The sequence below is a fragment of the Sphingosinicella sp. SM1-17 genome (genome assembly GCF_056821765.1).
The window spans coordinates 1,714,444-1,731,692 of the sequence record NZ_JBPDIO010000001.1 but is presented as its reverse complement, the minus strand read 5'-3'; the positions used below and the strand labels follow the sequence as shown (position 1 = coordinate 1,731,692).

Here is a 17,249-nt window from a genome sequence, read left to right as displayed (position 1 = left end):
GACTCGAATGGTCGGGCGAGGCTTGATCGGTGAGCCGACTCGATCCGATAGTGGCGGAAGCGAACTTCGGTTCCAGGCTGGCGAGCCGCGGCCGACTCCCACCGGCCGCCGGCGAAAGGGCGCCCGGTCCGCCGGGCGCCCTTTCCCGCTCAGCGGTGATAGGCTGGAAGCGAAAGTCCTCTCGCGATCGCGGCGCCGCGAAGCGCGAATCCGGCCACCGCCGCGACGAACCCGGCAAGGCCGCCCGGAAGCCCGGCAAGGGTCAGCCCGACAAGGAGCGCCGCCGAAAGCGCCGCGGCCGTGACATAGAGTTCCGGGCGAAGAAGGATCGACGGCTCGCCGGCAAGCAGGTCCCGAGCGATTCCGCCGAGGCAGCCGGTCAGAACCCCCATGCCGACGGCGGGAAGCGGCGCGATGTCGAAGGCCAGGGCCTTGGCGGCGCCGAAGGCCGCATAAGCGCCAAGTCCGGCGGCATCGAACCAGAGCAGGGCCCTGGCAGGCCAGGTCCGTACCGGAAGAATCCAGACGAGCAGTGCGGCACCGAGGCAGATCAGGAGATAGCGATTCTCCTGAACCCAGAAGACGGGAGCCCCGATCAGAAGGTCGCGGGCGGTGCCTCCGCCGACTCCCGTCACCACCGCGAAGAAGATGAAGGTGACGATCGTCTGCCGCTTCTCGGCGGCGAGGAGAGCGCCGGAAACGGCAAACACGGCGATCCCGGCCATGTCCAGATATTCGAGCGCCGGACCAAGCGCTTCGGGAAGCGGAGTGGGAGACATCAACGCGGCCTTAGCACGGTCCTCCCACGCTGTTGCGCGAAGTTTCCAAGGCGGCCGACAGGCTTTCAGTCAGCAACTAGCGCTGAGGCCCCATTCCCTGAGCCCCCCAGTCGTTGATGTCACGGCGCTGCTGCTCCATGTGCGCCTGGTGAACCTGCCATTCCTGAGCCGTCAAGCAGACCCTTTCGAATCGCGTTCGAGATCCAGCCACTCGTCGGGATCGACAGACCAGGCGCTCCGAACTGGGAGGACTAGCGGATTCAGGTCTCGTCTCCGGAGCCGCCGAACCTTCGTCATTCTCGGCAAGCTGCTCCGGGTGGATCTCGAACGGGTCAGCAACGTATGCGTCACTTGCCGCATTGGCCGGATCTGTCCCGACGATTGGGGTGCCCGCACTCACTTGAGCGAGCGACAGCACTAGTCCAAGTACAGCGATAGACATGATCAGCATCCTTCCTCAGCAGGTGCGATGTCGCAGATCGCCTGTTCGGCTATCGATTGAGTTCTCTTTAGCACCTTTCTCGCAATCGATCACCCGCTATTCGAGCCGGAAAGATGTTTTGGGGGTGACATTGGTCCGGCTCTCCGGCAGACTGACCGGGTTGAGTCATGGGGGAAATGATGATCCTCGCGATACTGGCTCTGGCACTGGCACAAGCGTCCCCGACTACGGCATCTTCTCCGCCGGCCACGACCTCCCGGTTCGAAAAGCTGCCGACTCCGGAGGAACAGGCCCCGATCGGCTCAAGGGTCGCCCGGAGCAGCGATTACGTCACGGCCAGCGAACGGGATGCGGCCTGGACGATGCACCGGTTTGCCGAATGCCTCGTTCGCACCCGCGAACGTCAGATGCTTGAATTGCTCTCCACCCGGCTGAATTCGCCCGAGCAGAACCGGATCGTGCGCGACGTTATCGGCTGGAGGAGTCGCTGCCTGCAGGCGCGAAGCATGCAGATCGACCATACGCTCCTCAGGGGCGCGGTGGCGGAGGCCCTGCATCGCCAGGAGCTGCGGGGCCGCGACGTCGGCAGAATTCGTGCGGCACCGGAACTGCTCGACGAGGATCCGGCACGAAACAGCTCGGCCGCTCTTGAGCGCTTCGGCCGCTGCATGATGGCCCGGCATGCCGACCTCGTGCGCCCGCTGATCGGAACGCGTCCCGGCTCCCGCGAGGAGCGCGACGCCCTGGCCGGGATCAGGGCCGCGCTTCCTTCCTGCATGGCCGAGGCGCCCCCGAGGGCACGCCACCCCTTGATGCTGCGCGGAGCGCTGGGCGAAGCCTTCTATCTGGATCGGCACGGGCTCATCGCCGGCTACGAGAGGGCGAGTGCGGAGCAACGACCGTCCCAGACCCAGCCGGACATCACGCCGACCAGCAACTGATCGGACTTCCGCTCGGCGCCTCTGGAGCTACGGCTTCTTCGCCACTCCGACCAGCGCCGGCCGAAGCAGCCGGTCCTTGATCATGTAGCCGGACTGCATCTCCTGGACGATCGTCCCCGGCTCCACCTTGTCGTCGGGAACTTCGATCATCGCCTGGTGAAGATGCGGGTCGAGCTTCCTTCCGAGCGCCTCCATCCGGCTGATGCCGTGCCGCTGAAAGGCATTTTCGAGCTCCCGACCGGTCGCCTCGATCCCTGCGACAAGGCCTTTCATCCGCTCGTCCTCGCGCAGTTCGTCGGCGATGGCGGCGAGCGCACGCTCGAGATTGTCCTTCACGCTCAGCATGTCGCGAGCAAAGGCGGTGGCGGCATAGTTTGCCGCATTGACCTTCTCCTGCTCGAGTCGGCGGCGGACATTCTGGGTCTCGGCCTGGGCGTAGAGGACGTGCTGGCGAACCTCCTCCAGTTCCTTGACCAGCTCGGCGAGCCGGTCGGGCTCGGCCTGTCCAGCTGTCGATTCCTCGCTCGCCGGAGCGCTGTCTTCCGTTTTCGTTTCTTCGTCGCTCATCCCAACAATCTCGATAATGCTTTTGCGGTGAAATCAACCATGGGAACCACCCGGGCATAGTTCAACCGCGTGGGCCCGATCACTCCGACGACTCCGACCACCTTGCCGTCGGAGCCTCGATAGGGCGCGGCGATAACCGACGAGCCGGACAAGGCAAACAGCTCGTTCTCCGATCCGATGAAGATCTTCATCCCGGCGCCGGCACGCGCCCGATCGAGCAGCCGGGCGATCTCCTCCTTGCCCTCGAGCTCGTCGAGCAGCTGCCGGACTCTTTCGAGATCGGCGGCGGCGCTTTCGTCGATGAGATTGGCCTGCCCGCGGACGATCAGCACCGGCCGGCGCGATCCGTCTTCGGACCAGACGGCAAGGCCGCGCGCGACCAGCTCCTGGGCCGCTCGGTCGAGCGCCGCCTGGCCGGCGCGGATCTCTTCCTGGAGGCGGGCCTGGGCCCCGCTGAGGGTCAGGCCGGTGAGCCGGGCGCTGACATAATTGCCGACCTCGTTCAACATCGAGGGGGTAACGCCGGGAGGCAGTTCGACCACCCTGTTCTCGACGCTTCCGTCGCTCCCGACCACTACCGCGACCGCCTGTCGCGGAGCGCCGCGATCATAGTCGGCCCCGGGGAGCGGAACGAAGGCGAGCTGCCTCAGGACCGGCTCCTCTTTTGGAACCAGGACGATTCCGGCGCAGGCGGAAAGGCCGGACAAGGCCGCCGTGGCGTTGCTGATCATCTCTTCGATCGGGCCGCCGCGGTCGATCAGCGCCTCGATCGCGGCGCGGTCCTCGGCCCGGGGCTCCGCCACCTGCATGATCGCGTCGACGAACAGTCGAAGACCGCTTTCGGTCGGCATCCTTCCGGCCGACGTATGGGGATGGCTGAGCAGGCCCAGCTCCTCGAGATCCTGCATGACGTTGCGGATCGACGCCGGCGACAGGTTGAGAGTCGAGGTTCGCGAGATGGTGCGCGAGCCGATCGGCTGCCCCGATTCGAGATAGGCTTCGACGACGAGACGGAAGACGTCCCGGGCCCGATCGCTCATCTCGCCGATTGAATGGTTCGCCATGGCACCGATGTAGTCAGCCAGGCCCCGCCGCTCAATTGCCGCCGCCGGCCGCGCCAGCCTTGCCGGTTTCGGGTGCGGACCCTAAGGCCGCCGCTTCTAGAGAAAGGAACGTCATGCGCCCATCCGGACGCGCCCCCGATCAGATGCGGGCCATCATCATGGAGCCCGGCTTCACCCGTCATGCGGAAGGAAGCTGCCTGGTCGGTTTCGGCGACACGCGCGTGCTGTGCACCGCATCGATCGAGACGAGCCTGCCTTCCTGGCTCCGAGGCAAGGGCCGCGGCTGGGTGACCGCCGAATATGGAATGCTGCCCAGGGCCACCCATACGCGCGGCCGGCGCGAGGCGGCCGGCGGCAAGCAATCGGGCCGAACCCAGGAAATCCAGCGGCTGATCGGCCGTTCGCTTCGCGCCATCGTCGACCTGGAGGCGCTCGGCGAGCGGCAGGTGACCCTCGATTGCGACGTCATCCAGGCCGATGGCGGGACTCGTACCGCTGCGATTTCCGGCGCCTGGGTGGCGCTCAGGATCGCCATCGACAAGCTGATCGCCGACCGGCAGATCGAGCGCGATCCGATCCGGCAGAAGGTGGCGGCGGTGAGCTGCGGCATTCATGACGGAACCGCAGTGCTCGACCTCGATTATGTCGAGGACAGCTCGGCCGGCTGCGACGGCAATTTCGTGCTCACCGGCGACGGCAAGCTGGTCGAGGCCCAGATTACGGCGGAAGGCGAATGCTTCGACGAGGAAGAGCTGCTGAGACTTCTCCGCCTGGCGCGGATCGGCTGCGCGGAAATCTTCGCGGCCCAGGATCGGGCGACCGGCCGATGAGGAAGCTGGAGCCCGGGCGGCTGGTGATCGCCAGCCACAATTCGGGCAAGGTGCGCGAGATTGCCGAGCTGCTCGGTCCGTTCGGGATCGAGCCCGTCTCGGCGGCCGAGCTCGATCTTCCGGAGCCGGACGAAATCGGCACCACCTTCATCGACAATGCCGACCTCAAGGCCCGCGCCGCGGCCGACCTGTCCGGAATGGTGGCGATCGCCGACGACAGCGGGCTGTGCGTCGAGGCGCTCGGCGAGCGTCCCGGGATCTTTTCGGCACGCTGGGCCCTGAGCGACGCGAGCGTGCCTCCTGAAGGCGGCCCCGGCGAAGTGACCGGAGCGCGCGACTTCAACCTGGCGATGCGTCGGGTCCAGGAAGAGATGGAAGCGCTTGGCCCCGACGTCAGCCGCAACGCCCATTTCGTCTGCGCGCTCGCGGTCTGCTGGCCGGACGGACATAGCGAGTGGTTCGAAGGCCGGGTCGACGGAACCCTCGTCTGGCCTCCGCGCGGCGACCAGGGCTTCGGCTACGACCCGATGTTCGTTCCGGCCGGCCACGACATCACCTTCGCTGAGATGGATCCCGCCGAGAAGCACCGGATCAGCCACCGCGCCGACGCGTTTCGGAAGCTGGTGGCTGCCTTGCTGTGATTCGCGACGAGGAGGAGGGTCTCGCCCTCTACGTCCACTGGCCCTTCTGCGTCTCCAAATGTCCCTATTGCGATTTCAACAGCCACGTTCGGGAATCGGTGGACCAGGACGAATGGCGGACGGCGCTGATCGCGGACCTCGCCCATGAGGCGGAATCGACCCGCAATCGCAAACTGACGTCCATCTTCTTCGGCGGCGGAACGCCGTCGCTGATGCCGCCGGCGACCGTCGCGGCACTGATCGAGTCGGCCGAGGCGCATTGGGGCTTCGCTTCCGACATCGAGATCACGCTGGAAGCCAATCCTTCCTCGGTCGAGGCGCGAAGGTTCGCCGACCTGGCAAGAGCCGGGGTGAACCGGGTCTCGCTCGGGCTTCAGTCGCTCGACGACGAACGTCTCCAATTCCTGGGCCGGGCGCACAATGTCGAGGAAGCGCTGATGGCGCTGGGAACCGCCCAGTCCGCGTTCCGGCGGGTCAGCTTCGACCTGATCTATGCCCTGCCGGGGCAGACGGAGGAGGATTGGGCGGCCGAGCTTGAGGAGGCGCTTTCCTTCGGCACCGGACATCTTTCGCTTTACCAGCTGACGATCGAACCGGGCACCCGCTTCGCCGCGATGGCGGCGCGCGGCGAACTCGAGCCTTCGGACCCCGACCAGGGCGCCGCCCTCTATGAACTGACCCAGGAACTGACCGCCGCCGCCGGGCTTCCCGCTTATGAGATTTCCAACCACGCCCGAGCCGGCGAGGAAAGTCGCCACAATCTCGCTTACTGGCGCTACCGCCACTATGTTGGGATCGGCCCGGGCGCCCATGGTCGACGCGACGCTTGCTTCACCCAGCGCCACCGAAAGCCGGAAAACTGGCTCGCCGCTCTGGCCCGCAACGGGCATGGGATCCAGGAGGAGCGGGCCATCGATCCCGCCGAAAGCGGACTCGAAGCGCTGCTGATGGGCCTGAGGCTCGTCGAGGGGATCGATCTCGCCCGGAGGGACTATCCGATCGACCAGGGCGCCGTCACCCGGCTCCTCGAGCAGGGCCTTCTCGAGCGAAAGGACGAGCGGCTTCGGGCAAGCCCGGCCGGAAGGCTCCTGCTCGACGCGATCCTTGCGGAGATCGTCCGCTAGATGTGGACGGCGCGTTTGGCGTCAGTTGAAGCCGCGCGGTGCGGGCGAGACGATTGTCGTTCCCCGCGGGCCGACCTCGCGGACTTCCAGCGCCCGCTCGGCAATTCCGTCGCGCCCGAAGCGGAAGGCTCCATCCACGCCGACGAAGCCGGTCGAGTCGCGCAGCGCCCGCTCCGGAAAGCGGCGCCCGATCCGCCAGTCGGCGGCGATCCGGACCGTGAGCAGAACGGCATCATAGCCGAGCGTTGCAAGCCGATAGGGATTGGCGTTGTAGCGCGCCCGGTAGCGGGTTCGAAAAGCGGCGAACATCGAATCGGACGGAGCCGCGAACCAGGCGCCGCGAAGACCGGCATTGGCGCCCAGATTATTCTCCGTGGCCCATAATTCGGTGCCGAGGATTCGCGGCTGCGGCGAGGACTGGCGGACGATCGGAAGCGCCGGAAGCGCGAACTGGGCTCCGTCGGCGATCAGCACCGCGTCGAATTGCCCCTGCGCCGACAGGCGAGTCGCGGCCGTCCGAAGACTGGCGGCGCTTCGATCGTAATTCTGCATTCCGACGAGCCGGCCGCCGGCGCCCTCCACCGCCGAGATCATCGCCTGCCCGCTGCGCTCGCCATAGATGCCGCTCGGCACCAGCGCTCCGAAGCGCTGGGCGCCGCGCGAACGGGCGAAGGAAACCACCCGGTCGATCGACTGGGCCGGATTGAAGCCCATGATATAGACTCCATCCCCGGCGACGCTGACGTCGTTGGAAAAGGCGATCACCGGCACGTCCTCGCGCCGGGCGATCGGCGCCACCGCGCGAACGTCCTCGGCGAGGAGCGGGCCGAGGATGATCCCGTTGCCGTCGGCGAGCGCCTCGTTGGCCGCGGCCGCGGCGCCGGTGCTGGTATCGTAGGCGGTGATCCGGATCCGCTCGCCGCCGGTGTCGAGCAGCGCTAGGTTGGCGGCGTTGAGGATCGACTGGCCGAGCCCGGAATTGCTGCCGGAAAGCGGAACCAGCACGGCGACCCGATTGCGGGTTTCGTCCGGCGGCAGTCGCGAGGGCCGATCCGGCTGTTCGTCGCGGTCCGGTTCGGGCGGCGTCTGGATCGGGCGCGAACGCGGAATGCAGCCGGCGACCGCTGCGGCGAGGAACGCAAGCGCCGCAAGCTTGCCCAGCGTCCAAGCTTGCGGGCGGTGCGACTGAAATGCCATGACGGGGGCCTCCATGGACGAAAAGCTCGATCCCGGCCTCTATATCGTTGCCACCCCCATCGGCAATCTTTCCGATCTGAGCCCCCGTGCGGCCAAAGTCCTGGCTTGCGCCGATATTCTGGCGGTGGAGGACAGCCGGGTCACGGGCAAGCTGCTCAACCATATCGGGGCGAAGCGGCCGATGGTCCCCTATCACGACCATAATGCCGATCGCGTCCGGCCCGGACTGATCGAGCGGATGCGCGGCGAGTCCGTCGCTCTCGTTTCCGATGCGGGAACGCCGCTCATCTCCGATCCGGGCTACAAGCTGGTCCGCGATGCCCGGGCCGCCGGAGTCCACGTCACCACCATTCCGGGGCCCAGCGCCGCCATCGCCGCACTGACCCTGGCCGGTCTTCCGACCGACCGCTTCGCCTTTTTCGGCTTCCTTCCCGCCAAGCCGGGCCAGCGCGCCTCCGCCATCGCCGAAGCCGGAACGTTCGACGGCACCCTGATCTTCTATGAAAGCGGGCCGCGCCTTTCGGGGTCGCTGGCCGCCCTGAGCGAAGGGCTCGGCGACCGCGAAGCCGCGGTGGTGCGCGAAATCAGCAAGGCGTTCGAGGAAACGGCCATCGGCACTCTCGGCGAGCTGGCCGATCGCTATTCCGGCTCGCCGCCCAAGGGCGAGATTGTCATCGTCGTCGGGCCTCCGGCGCCGGCCGAGCCGGCGGACGAGGCGGCGGTCGATTCCGCGCTGGAGGATGCCCTCACCCGCCTTTCCCCTTCCCGGGCCGCGACCGAGGTCGCTCAGCGCCTGGGAGTCCCGAAGCGGCTCGCCTACGAGCGGGCCCAAAGGCTGAAGGCGAAGCCGGAATGAGGCTCATGGCCGCCGTCGCCGCTTCGCTCCTCCTTTCGGGCTGCGCGTCCCTGCCGCGGGAATCCGCCGACCGGCACTGGCTGGTCGGGACGTGGCTGATGCTCGGCGAGGATGTCGAGCATCCCCTCGCCTGCGCGTCCGGACTGCCGATCCGCTACGCCGCGGATGGAAGCTATCAGCTGTTCGACGAGCGCGGCACCTGGCGAATCGAAGGCGATCGACTGATCGAGACCGCCACCGAACGGTTCGAGCAGGCCGAACCGGAGGAAGACCGAATCGGCCGGCCGGCCGTTTCCCGAATCGAGCGAGTCGGGCGTGACGAGTTTCGCAAGCGCTTCGCGACCGGAGCGACGGAAACGTTCCGCCGCTGCCCCGCCCTTTGAACCGGAAAGAGGCCGAGCGGCAGGGACGTCGGGCGGAACGGCTCGCCGCCTGGTGGCTCCGGCTGAAGGGCTGGCGGATCCTGGCGGTCCGGGCGCGAACGCCGGTCGGCGAAGTCGACCTGATCGCGCGCCGAGGCCGAACCCTGGCCTTCGTCGAGGTGAAAGCCCGCTCCAGCGTCGAAGAAGCCGAGCTTGCCCTGGACGATTATCGTCTTCGCCGGGTGGCGAGGGCCGCCGAGGCGCTGACGCCACGCTATGCCCGGGCCGGGGACGACATAAGGATAGACGCCCTGTTCATCGTTCCCCGCCGGCTGCCCAGGCACTGGCCCAATATCTGGCATGGGTGACAGCGGGTTTCGGCTCGCCTAAGCGGACCGCATGAACCTTCGCGTCGCCGTTCAGATGGACCCGCTGGAGCGGATCAACATCGAGGGCGATTCGACCTTCGCCATCATGCTCGGCGCCCAGGCCCGCGGGCACCGCCTTTACCACTATCTGGCCGAGGAGCTGAGCTGGGTCGGCGGGCGGCTGCTGACCACCGCTCGCCCGGTTTCGGTCCAGCACGTCCCGGGCGACCATTTCCGCTTCGGGGAGCCGCAGCTGCTCGATCTCGGCCGCGACGTCGATGTCGTCCTGATGCGCCAGGACCCGCCCTTCGACCTCGGCTACATCACCGCCACCCACCTGCTTGAACGGATCCAGGGCGAGACCCTTGTCGTCAACGATCCGGCAAGCGTGCGCAATGCGCCGGAAAAGGTCTGGGTGCTCGATCATGCCCGGTTCATGCCTCCCACCGTCGTCACCCGATCGCTCGACGTGGCCCGCCGCTTCCTCGCCGAACATGGCGAGATCGTCGTCAAGCCGCTTCACGGCAATGGCGGCAAGGCGGTGTTCAAGATCGGCCGCAACGGCGAGAATCTTTCCTCGCTGATCGAAGTGTTCAACACCGCCTATCGGGAACCGCACGTCGTCCAGGCCTTCCTCCCCGACATCGTTCATGGCGACAAGCGGATCGTCTTCGTCGACGGCGAAGTGGCCGGCGCCGTCAACCGGATACCGGGCGAAGGCGAAATCCGATCGAACCTCGCCGTCGGCGGAAAGGCGGCGAAGACCGAACTGACGCCGGAGGAGCGCGAAATCTGCGAGGCGCTGGGGCCGGAGCTGAAGGTTCGGGGTCTCCTCTTCGTCGGGATCGACGTCATCGGCGGGAAATGGCTTACCGAAATCAACGTCACCTCGCCGACCGGAATCGTGGCGATCGACCGTTTCAACGGCACCGATACGCCGGCCCGGATCTGGGACGCGATCGAGGCGAAGCTGGGCTGAGCGCCGGGTCCTGAACGATGACCGACTGGGTGATCCAGCTGATCGACAGCACCGGCTATGCCGGAGTGTTCTTTCTGATGCTTCTGGAAACGGTGTTTCCGCCGATTCCGTCCGAAGTGATCATGCCGGTCGCGGGCCTTCGCGCTTCGGGCGGGCCGATGTCGATCGGCGGGGTGATCGCGGCCGGAACCGCCGGGGCGATGACCGGCAATCTCTTCTGGTACCTGGTCGCGCGCTGGGTCGGGCTCAAGCGTTTCGCTCCGTTCGTCGAACGCCATGGCCGCTGGCTGACGATGGACTGGTACGATGTCGAGCGCGTGGAGAGGCTGTTCGGCCGGTTCGGATCGGTGGTGGTCGGAGTCGGTCGGATGATCCCGACGATCCGATCGGTCATCTCGATTCCCGCCGGCCTCGTTCACATGCAGCTCGTCAAGTTCCTGGCCTGGTCGACGATCGGAACGGCGGCCTGGAGCGGCGCTCTGGCCCTGTCGGGCTATGTGCTGGGGCAGCAGTTCGACCGCGTTGAGGAAGTGATCGGCCCGATTTCGTCGGCCGTGGTGACCGCCATCGTCCTCTTCTATGTCTGGCGACAATTCACCTGGAAACGCCGCCACAAGAAGCGTGACGGGGCCGGGGACAGTTTATGAGCCCTCGATCCCAGCCCTCTCGTCCAGAGCCCTGACCAGCCGGCGCGGCGCCTGCGCCCGGTAGCTTTCCTCGATCCAGGCCTTGAGCTGGCCGATTTCGGGCAAGGCGTCTTCCGAAGGCTCGAACGTGACCCAGCCGCTCTTTCCAAGGCCGTAGGCCGTCGGCACGGCAAAGGGCAGATCGAGCGCAAGCGTGCCCGTATAGGGAAGCTTGCAGGAAAGGCTGAACCTTTGCCCCGCGGTCGGCAGATAGGCGAAGGTCTTGTCGTTGACCGCCAGATCCTCATGGTTCGGCCAGGGCGACTTGAGGTGCGCGCCCGGAAAGCCGAGCCCGAAGGCCCGGAGCTCGGCAAGCACCGCGTCGGTTTGGGCGCTCATTCCCCCTCCTTCTTCGATCAGGCGCGCGGATGAGCGTGGCGATAGACGTCCATCAGATGCGCGGCATCGACGGCGGTGTAGATCTGGGTCGAAGAAAGGCTGGCATGTCCCAGCAGTTCCTGAAGCGAGCGAAGGTCGGCCCCTCGCCCGAGCAGGTGAGTCGCGAAACTGTGCCGGAGGGCGTGCGGCGTGGTCCGCTCGCTGAGGCCGAGCGAGGCCCGCGCCTTGCGCACGGCGCGGCGGACGATCTCTCCCCGAAGCGGACCGCCGCGAGCCCCGCGGAATAGCGGCAGGTCCTTGCCCGCCGGATAGGGGCAGAGCCGGAGATAGTCCTCGATCGCGCTCCTCACGGCAGGAAGCAACGGCACGATCCGGGTCTTGGAGCGCTTGCCGGTGACGCTGAGCGACTCGCCCAGCGGCAAGGCTGCGCCGGTGAGCCCGAGCGCCTCGGCAACCCGAAGTCCAGAGCCGTAAAGCAGAAGCAGGACCGCCTCGTTACGGGCGGCGATCCAGGGTTCGGCCGAATCCTCGGCGGCTTCCTCGGCCAGCGACACCGCTTCGTCGGGAGAAACGGGCCGGGGGATGCTGCGCTGTTTCTTGGGACCTCTGAGCGGCGGCACGGCGGGCGGCCGTCCCTGTTCGGAAGCCGCAAAGGCAAGGAAGCCGCGAACCGCGGAAAGCTCGCGCGCCGCCGAAGCATTGCCGAGCCCGTCCGCTCGCCTGACGGTGAGATAGGCGCGAAGATCCGCCGTCCGGAGCCCGCACAGGGCCTCGCCGTCCACCGCCTGCCCCAGATGGTCCGAAAGGAAATCGATCAGCCGGTGGGCCGTGGCGACATAGGCTCGAACCGTATGCGCGGACCGGCGGCGCTCGCGCGCAAGATGGTCGTGCCAGCGCCGGGCGATGAGCCGCGCCGGGTGACTGGCCGGGCCGGGCGTCAGGGTATCAGCCACCGGCCCATGCAGCGGGCGAGCACCCGCCCGAGGAAGAGGAGGAGCTCCGATCCATGCGGAGTTTCGAAGCACTGGCTGCCGCGCTGGCCAAGCGCAAGCACGCCGTTCGGCAGCGGCGGCTCGGCCGCCAGCCGGATCAGGGCTTCGGCGCGGATCAGCTCGCAGGCCGGCCCGAACAGGGGATGGCCGCGCTCGACTCCGCGAAGCAGCACCCCGTCCACGTCCTGCAGGGATCGCTCGATCAGTCGTGGATTGACGAACTGCAGGCCCGAAGCGTCGGCGCGAACCCCCGTGTCGCCCGCCCAGAGCGCCACCGCCACCGAATCGAGCCCGAGAATCTGCGGCCATTCCTGGGTGACGATGTGGATCAGATGATCGAGGCCCTCGGCCTCGATCGCGGCAAGCACGGCTTCATGGATCGACGAAACCGCCCCGGAATGCCCCCGAGCGAAGGCGATGAGGTCCTGATTGGCCTCCTCCGCCGCCGCGACCCGGGCGCGCAGATGCGCCAGCGCCCGATCCTCGAAGTTGATCACCCGTCCCATCTTCGGACAAGGCTAACCCGAATATGGTTAAGAAGCGATGGCCTTGATGACGGGCCTTTCCCGGCGGAGTTTCCGCCGATTCGGCCCGATCGGCCGCAGGCCCTCGGACCGGCGCCGGCCGCCTCTCCTGCAAGGCTTCAGCCGGATCAGCCGATCCGCTGGCCGGTCTTCTCCCAGTCGGCCAGGAAGGCCTTGAGGCCATTGTCCGTCAGCGGATGCTTGAACAGCTGGCGGATCACGGCCGGCGGAGCGGTCATCACGTCGGCGCCGAGCTTCGCGGCCTCGTGGACGTGGATCGGGTGGCGGATGCTCGCGGCGAGGATCTGGGTTTCGAAGTCGTAATTGTCGTAGATCAGCCGGATGTCGGCGATCAGTTCCATCCCGGTCTGGCCGATATCGTCGAGCCGGCCGAGGAAGGGAGAGATGAAGGTGGCTCCCGCCTTGGCGGCGAGCAAAGCCTGGTTGGCGGAAAAGCAGAGCGTGACGTTCACCATGGTGCCGTCGGCGGTGAGCTTCCGGCACGTCTTCAGACCGTCGATGGTCAGCGGCACCTTGACGGCGATATTGTCGGCGATCTTCCGGAGGATCTCGGCTTCGCGCATCATCTCGTCATGGTCGGTCGCCACCACCTCGGCGGAAACCGGGCCGGACACGAGCCCGCAAATCTCCCGAACCACCTCCAGGAAATCGCGCCCCGCCTTGTGGATCAGGCTCGGATTGGTGGTGACTCCGTCGAGCAGGCCGGTTTCGGCCAGGTCGCGAATCTCGGCGGTATCGGCGGTGTCGACGAAGAATTTCATGGGATTTTCCTGAAGCGGGCGATTGACCGGCTCCGCTTAGCGTGGGAGCGGCCGGCTCGGCAATCGGTGGAGGGCAAAATGCGCTGGATCGGAGCGGAATCGCCACCATCGCGGCCTTCCTGACGATGGCCAGACTGACGATGGCCATACTGACGATGGCCATACTGACGATGGAATGAGTTTGCCAGCCGACACCCGGGCGCTTCACAAGTCGATCTGGGCGATCGCCCTGCCGTCGATGCTGACCAATGTCGCGACCGCCCTGTTCGGCCTCGCCGACCTGTGGGTGATCGGCCAGCTCGGCGATTCTCCGGCCCAGGCCGGAGTCGAGGTCGGCGCCAAGTTCATGATGGGGCTGCTCGTCGTCTTCAACTTCCTGAGGACCGGAACGATCGCTCTGACCGCCCAGGCTTCGGGGCGCGGAAATGCCGAGGAACAGGCGCGGACCCTGATCCGCGCCGGCGGGATCGCGCTGGCGATCGGAGTGGCGCTGCTTGCCCTGATGCCGATCGCCATTCCCTTCGGGCTCGACCTGCTCCACGCCCAGGGCGAGGTCGCGGCGCAGGCGCGCTCCTATGTCGAGATCCGCTATTGGGGCGGCGCGCTCTGGCTGCTCAACGCGGTGCTGGTGGGCTGGCTGATCGCCCGGCGACGGGTGAAGACCGTTCTTCATGTCGAGATCGCCGCCAACCTCGTCCACATCCTTCTCGCCCTGCTGTTCGTGCTCGGCTTCGGCTGGGGCGTCGCCGGGGTGGCGGCGGCAACTCTCGCATCCGAAGGCGGCAAGCTCGCGATCATTGCCGTGGCCGCCCTTCGTGAGCCGCCGGCGGCGCTTGTGCCGAAGCTGCTGCGCGATTCCGCCACCTGGTCGCGGCCGGCGCTGGCGGCCCTGTTCCGGCTGAACCGAGACCTCTTCGTTCGCACCCTTCTTCTTACCGGGGCGATCCTGCTGGTGACTCGCGACGGCGCCCATGAAGGGCCGGCGATCCTCGCCGCCAACGGCATTCTCTATCAGCTATTCATCCTTTCCGCCCTGATCCTCGACGGGTTCGAGAGCGCCGCCCAGGTCTTGTGCGGGGAGGCCGTGGGAAGCCGCGACCGGAAGCGCTTCGACCGGCTGGTGCGTGCGCTGCTGCTTTGGGGGCTGGCCTGCGGCGGGCTGATCACCGGAGCCTACGCCCTAGTCGGCCCGGCCTTCGCGGCGAGCTTCAGTACCGATCCCGTCGTGGTGGAAACCACCCTCGCTTATGTCGGCTGGGCGGTGCTTCTGCCGGTGCTCGGCGTGCCGTCCTATGTGTTCGACGGAATCTATATCGGCGCGACCTGGACCCGAGCCATGCTGCTGACCATGGCCGCCGCCTTTGCCGTCTACGGCCTGCTCCTGATCCTCACCGGCCCGCTCGGCAATCACGGCCTGTGGCTCGCTTTCTCCTTGTTCCTGGTCGCTCGCGCGGCCGGACAGGCCCTGCTCCTTCCAGGCCTGGTCCGAAGGACCTTCGCGGCCTAGAGAATCCCGAACACGCCCGCCAGCACCGGGTCGCCCGTTTCCCGCGGATTTGCGCGGATCGCCGCTTCCTCGCGGCCGATGGCACGATAGATCCCGGTCGCGGCGGACTGGGTGACGTGCGCCTGAAGCCGGTTGAAGTCGATCCCGGTCGCGAGCCTCACCACCTGGTTGATCACGCCATTGTCGAACAGCCGGAGCGCCTGGCCGACGCCCGGAAACAGGGCATCGACGATGGCATTGCCCATGATGCGCTGAAGATGGTCGGTGGCCGCCGTCGGACCGCCGCGGATGATCGAAGCCGCATCCATGATGCTCATGCTTCGGATCGAATCGTAGACGATCGGCGCCGCCGTCTCCGCCGCCTCGGCCGCCGCCCGGTTCATCAGCTGGAGCAGCTGGTTCTGCACGAGCGGCACCCGCAGAAGGGCCGATGCCGCCGTCCCCGCGCCGCCCAGTTCGGGGGGAAGCGGCACCCGGGCGAGCTCGTCCGAGAAGAAGCCGTTTTCCTGGAGCAGGCGGGCAAAGGCGCGCTGCGAGGAAATGGTCAGCAAGCGGCGGATCGCGTCCTCGAAGCCGAAGCCGCCCAGCGTCGAGCAGCCGGGAAAGGCGAGCAGGGAAACCGCGCAGCCGCCCAGGATCATTCGGCGCCGGTCAAGCAACAGGTCCATCTCCGCCTCCGGTTCGTTGCGGTGCAATTGACGGAGGCGGAACGGCCGAAGGCCGCTTATGTTGCGGGAGCGAGACGATCCGCCGCGCGCGCGATCGCCCCCGAGGCCGATTCCCGCGCCCAGCAGGAAAGCGGGCTAGCGTCGTTCTTCGCGGGTCAGTGCACCGAACATGACGTCCAGCTGCGCCCGGTCGAACCAGCGACCCGAAAGCATGACCCCGGCGCGCCGGCGGCTGTTGGCGATGTCGGCCAGCGGATTGGCCTCCAGGAGCAACAGATCGGCCCTTCGCCCGACGGCGATCGTGCCCCAGTCCTGCTCCTCCCCGAGGAAGCGCGCGGCATCTCGCGTGGCCGCCAGCAGGGCCTCGCCCGGGGTCAGCCCCGAAGCGACGAACAAAGCAAGCTCCTCATGGAGCGAGACGCCCGGGACCACGAACGGGTTGGGCGTGTCGGTGCCGGCGAGGAGGCCGGCGCCGCCTTCGTGCAGCGCTCGGACGAGGGCCTGGCGGTTACGGCGGCCTCGCTCCACGACCTGCCAATCCTCGTCGTCAAGGCGACTGGCGCTCCGCCGCGCCTGTGCGCGCCACTGCTCCCTGCCCGCTGCGGGGATGGCTGCCATCTCCGGCGCTTCGTCCCAGGCGGCAATCTGTTCCGGCCGCCCAAGCGCCCGTTCGGCCTGAACGAGCGTCGGCACCGTCCAGGTTCCGGCCTGCCGCAATCGCGCGGCGAGTGCCGGCAGTCTCTCCAGGGCCAGGGGCTGGGCCAGGTAGAGCATGGACCAGTGCCACCGCCTCCCCTCCGGGCCGTCGCCAACCTGCAGCGCCTCGCCATGATCGGCGAGATGTTCGATCGAATCCTGGCCCGCGATCGCCTCGGCGAGCGCGACGCGCCGTGGCACATGCCCGGAAACGCCAAGTCGGCGCTCTCGAGCCGCCGCCACCGCGCTTCGATAGGCTTCGGCCGAAAGGTTCGTATAGAGCTTGACGAAGTCATAGCCTTGCCGTGCCTGCTCCTGCACCGCAGCTTCGGCGGCCGCCCCGTCGGCGACGGCCAGATTGTCGTCGCGAGCGGGGGGCGAGCCGTCGATAATCGGTCCTGCCGTTCGGATCGTCGGGCCGACCAGCTCGCCGGCCGCCACTCGGCGGCGCCAGTCGAGGATGAAGGGCCGCCCGTCCATGCTGCGCACGCTCGTCACCCCCTGGGCGACGAACAGCTGAAGGATGTCGGGGTCCTCGATATATTCGAGGTGGACGTGCATGTCGGCGAGCCCGGGCACGAGGAACCGGCCCGACCCGTCGATCCTTCGCGCGTCCGACGGCACCCGAACGTTCCGCCGCGCCCCGATCTGTGCGATCCGACCGCCTCGGACGATCACCGTCTGGTCCGTGAGCAGAGTCTCCGCGTCGTTCATCGGAATCACCGAGACTCCGATGAATGCGGTCACGACTTCTTCGGTGTCCTGCGGCACCGACTGGCAGGCGCAGGCGAGGCACAGAATCACGGTTGCGACCCATCGGCCGCCCAGATCGCGCAGTCGCATCCAAGCTCCTCAGGTTCGGGGTTCCGCCCGCACCACTCCCAAGGCTAGTGGAAGGTCGTGTC

At 67.3% G+C, this 17,249-nt stretch carries 21 protein-coding genes; 10 read left to right on the top strand and 11 right to left on the bottom strand.

Going from position 1 to position 17,249, the window contains the following annotated elements:
• Positions 1-149: 149 nt before the first annotated feature.
• Positions 150-779, bottom strand: a complete 630-nt coding sequence (locus ACRYLT_RS08640; RefSeq protein WP_482663679.1) for a trimeric intracellular cation channel family protein — start codon at positions 777-779, stop codon at positions 150-152.
• 76 nt (positions 780-855) lie between these two features.
• Positions 856-1,221 carry a hypothetical protein gene (locus tag ACRYLT_RS08635; protein WP_482663678.1) on the bottom strand — a complete coding sequence of 122 codons (366 nt, stop codon included), beginning with the start codon at positions 1,219-1,221 and terminating at the stop codon, positions 856-858.
• Positions 1,222-1,400: 179 nt separating this feature from the next.
• On the opposite strand from ACRYLT_RS08635, the gene ACRYLT_RS08630 reads away from it, so the two are divergent.
• Positions 1,401-2,162 (top strand): hypothetical protein, encoded by a 762-nt coding sequence (locus ACRYLT_RS08630; protein ID WP_482663677.1) that lies wholly within the window; start codon positions 1,401-1,403, stop codon positions 2,160-2,162.
• 27 nt (positions 2,163-2,189) lie between these two features.
• Here the strand turns inward: ACRYLT_RS08630 and grpE are convergent, their stop codons facing one another.
• Together grpE and hrcA are read right to left on the bottom strand one after the other, a co-directional pair.
• Complete coding sequence (gene grpE, locus ACRYLT_RS08625) at positions 2,190-2,729, bottom strand: nucleotide exchange factor GrpE (protein ID WP_482663676.1); 540 nt, start codon at positions 2,727-2,729, stop codon at positions 2,190-2,192.
• Positions 2,726-3,793 carry a heat-inducible transcriptional repressor HrcA gene (gene hrcA, locus ACRYLT_RS08620; RefSeq protein WP_482663675.1) on the bottom strand — a complete coding sequence of 356 codons (1,068 nt, stop codon included), beginning with the start codon at positions 3,791-3,793 and terminating at the stop codon, positions 2,726-2,728. Before hrcA ends, grpE begins: the two co-directional genes overlap by 4 nt.
• A 113-nt stretch (positions 3,794-3,906) precedes the next feature.
• Here hrcA and rph point away from each other — a divergent pair, with 113 nt between their 5' ends.
• Genes rph through hemW form a run of 3 tightly spaced genes read left to right on the top strand, consistent with a single transcriptional unit; the run spans position 3,907 to position 6,388 of the window.
• Positions 3,907-4,623: a ribonuclease PH gene (gene rph / locus ACRYLT_RS08615; protein ID WP_482663674.1), complete on the top strand. Its 717-nt coding sequence runs from the start codon at positions 3,907-3,909 to the stop codon at positions 4,621-4,623.
• Entirely contained in the window at positions 4,620-5,264 is a 645-nt protein-coding gene (gene rdgB / locus ACRYLT_RS08610; RefSeq protein ID WP_482663673.1) for an RdgB/HAM1 family non-canonical purine NTP pyrophosphatase, read from the top strand. Before rph ends, rdgB begins: the two co-directional genes overlap by 4 nt.
• On the top strand, positions 5,264-6,388 hold the full coding sequence (hemW, locus tag ACRYLT_RS08605) for a radical SAM family heme chaperone HemW (protein ID WP_482665427.1): 1,125 nt from the start codon (positions 5,264-5,266) through the stop codon (positions 6,386-6,388). The genes rdgB and hemW overlap by 1 nt, the downstream gene beginning before the upstream one ends.
• Positions 6,389-6,409: 21 nt before the next feature.
• Here hemW and ACRYLT_RS08600 read toward each other — a convergent pair whose 3' ends face one another.
• Entirely contained in the window at positions 6,410-7,585 is a 1,176-nt protein-coding gene (locus tag ACRYLT_RS08600; RefSeq protein WP_482663672.1) for a penicillin-binding protein activator, read from the bottom strand.
• A gap of 13 nt (positions 7,586-7,598) precedes the next feature.
• Here ACRYLT_RS08600 and rsmI point away from each other — a divergent pair, with 13 nt between their 5' ends.
• Genes rsmI through ACRYLT_RS08575 form a run of 5 tightly spaced genes read left to right on the top strand, consistent with a single transcriptional unit; the run spans position 7,599 to position 10,797 of the window.
• Entirely contained in the window at positions 7,599-8,441 is an 843-nt protein-coding gene (gene rsmI, locus ACRYLT_RS08595) for a 16S rRNA (cytidine(1402)-2'-O)-methyltransferase (protein WP_482663671.1), read from the top strand.
• Positions 8,438-8,824, top strand: coding sequence for a hypothetical protein (locus ACRYLT_RS08590; RefSeq protein ID WP_482663670.1), 387 nt, complete (start codon positions 8,438-8,440; stop codon positions 8,822-8,824). The genes rsmI and ACRYLT_RS08590 overlap by 4 nt, the downstream gene beginning before the upstream one ends.
• Complete coding sequence (locus ACRYLT_RS08585) at positions 8,821-9,171, top strand: YraN family protein (protein WP_482663669.1); 351 nt, start codon at positions 8,821-8,823, stop codon at positions 9,169-9,171. Before ACRYLT_RS08590 ends, ACRYLT_RS08585 begins: the two co-directional genes overlap by 4 nt.
• Before the next feature lie 31 nt (positions 9,172-9,202).
• A complete protein-coding gene (gene gshB / locus ACRYLT_RS08580; RefSeq protein WP_482663668.1) occupies positions 9,203-10,150 on the top strand; it encodes a glutathione synthase in 948 nt (315 codons plus the stop codon).
• Positions 10,151-10,167: 17 nt separating this feature from the next.
• Complete coding sequence (locus tag ACRYLT_RS08575; RefSeq protein WP_482663667.1) at positions 10,168-10,797, top strand: DedA family protein; 630 nt, start codon at positions 10,168-10,170, stop codon at positions 10,795-10,797.
• Here the strand turns inward: ACRYLT_RS08575 and ACRYLT_RS08570 are convergent.
• From ACRYLT_RS08570 to fsa, 4 genes are all read right to left on the bottom strand, one after another.
• Positions 10,792-11,175 carry an MmcQ/YjbR family DNA-binding protein gene (locus ACRYLT_RS08570; protein WP_482663666.1) on the bottom strand — a complete coding sequence of 128 codons (384 nt, stop codon included), beginning with the start codon at positions 11,173-11,175 and terminating at the stop codon, positions 10,792-10,794. The two genes, ACRYLT_RS08575 and ACRYLT_RS08570, sit on opposite strands and share 6 nt — an antisense overlap.
• Positions 11,176-11,192: 17 nt before the next feature.
• Positions 11,193-12,128: a tyrosine recombinase XerC gene (locus ACRYLT_RS08565; RefSeq protein ID WP_482663665.1), complete on the bottom strand. Its 936-nt coding sequence runs from the start codon at positions 12,126-12,128 to the stop codon at positions 11,193-11,195.
• The gene (locus ACRYLT_RS08560; RefSeq protein ID WP_482663664.1) at positions 12,113-12,673 is read right to left on the bottom strand and encodes a DUF484 family protein; all 561 of its coding nucleotides are present in this window, start codon (positions 12,671-12,673) and stop codon (positions 12,113-12,115) included. The genes ACRYLT_RS08565 and ACRYLT_RS08560 overlap by 16 nt, the downstream gene beginning before the upstream one ends.
• A 146-nt stretch (positions 12,674-12,819) precedes the next feature.
• Positions 12,820-13,473 carry a fructose-6-phosphate aldolase gene (gene fsa, locus ACRYLT_RS08555; protein WP_482663663.1) on the bottom strand — a complete coding sequence of 218 codons (654 nt, stop codon included), beginning with the start codon at positions 13,471-13,473 and terminating at the stop codon, positions 12,820-12,822.
• A 175-nt stretch (positions 13,474-13,648) separates the two neighbouring features.
• On the opposite strand from fsa, the gene ACRYLT_RS08550 reads away from it, so the two are divergent.
• On the top strand, positions 13,649-14,980 hold the full coding sequence (locus ACRYLT_RS08550; RefSeq protein WP_482663662.1) for an MATE family efflux transporter: 1,332 nt from the start codon (positions 13,649-13,651) through the stop codon (positions 14,978-14,980).
• Here ACRYLT_RS08550 and ACRYLT_RS08545 read toward each other — a convergent pair.
• Positions 14,977-15,648, bottom strand: a complete 672-nt coding sequence (locus ACRYLT_RS08545) for a DUF4197 domain-containing protein (protein ID WP_482663661.1) — start codon at positions 15,646-15,648, stop codon at positions 14,977-14,979. The two genes, ACRYLT_RS08550 and ACRYLT_RS08545, sit on opposite strands and share 4 nt — an antisense overlap.
• Positions 15,649-15,783: 135 nt before the next feature.
• A complete protein-coding gene (locus tag ACRYLT_RS08540) occupies positions 15,784-17,187 on the bottom strand; it encodes an amidohydrolase family protein (RefSeq protein WP_482663660.1) in 1,404 nt (467 codons plus the stop codon).
• Positions 17,188-17,249: the final 62 nt, after the last annotated feature.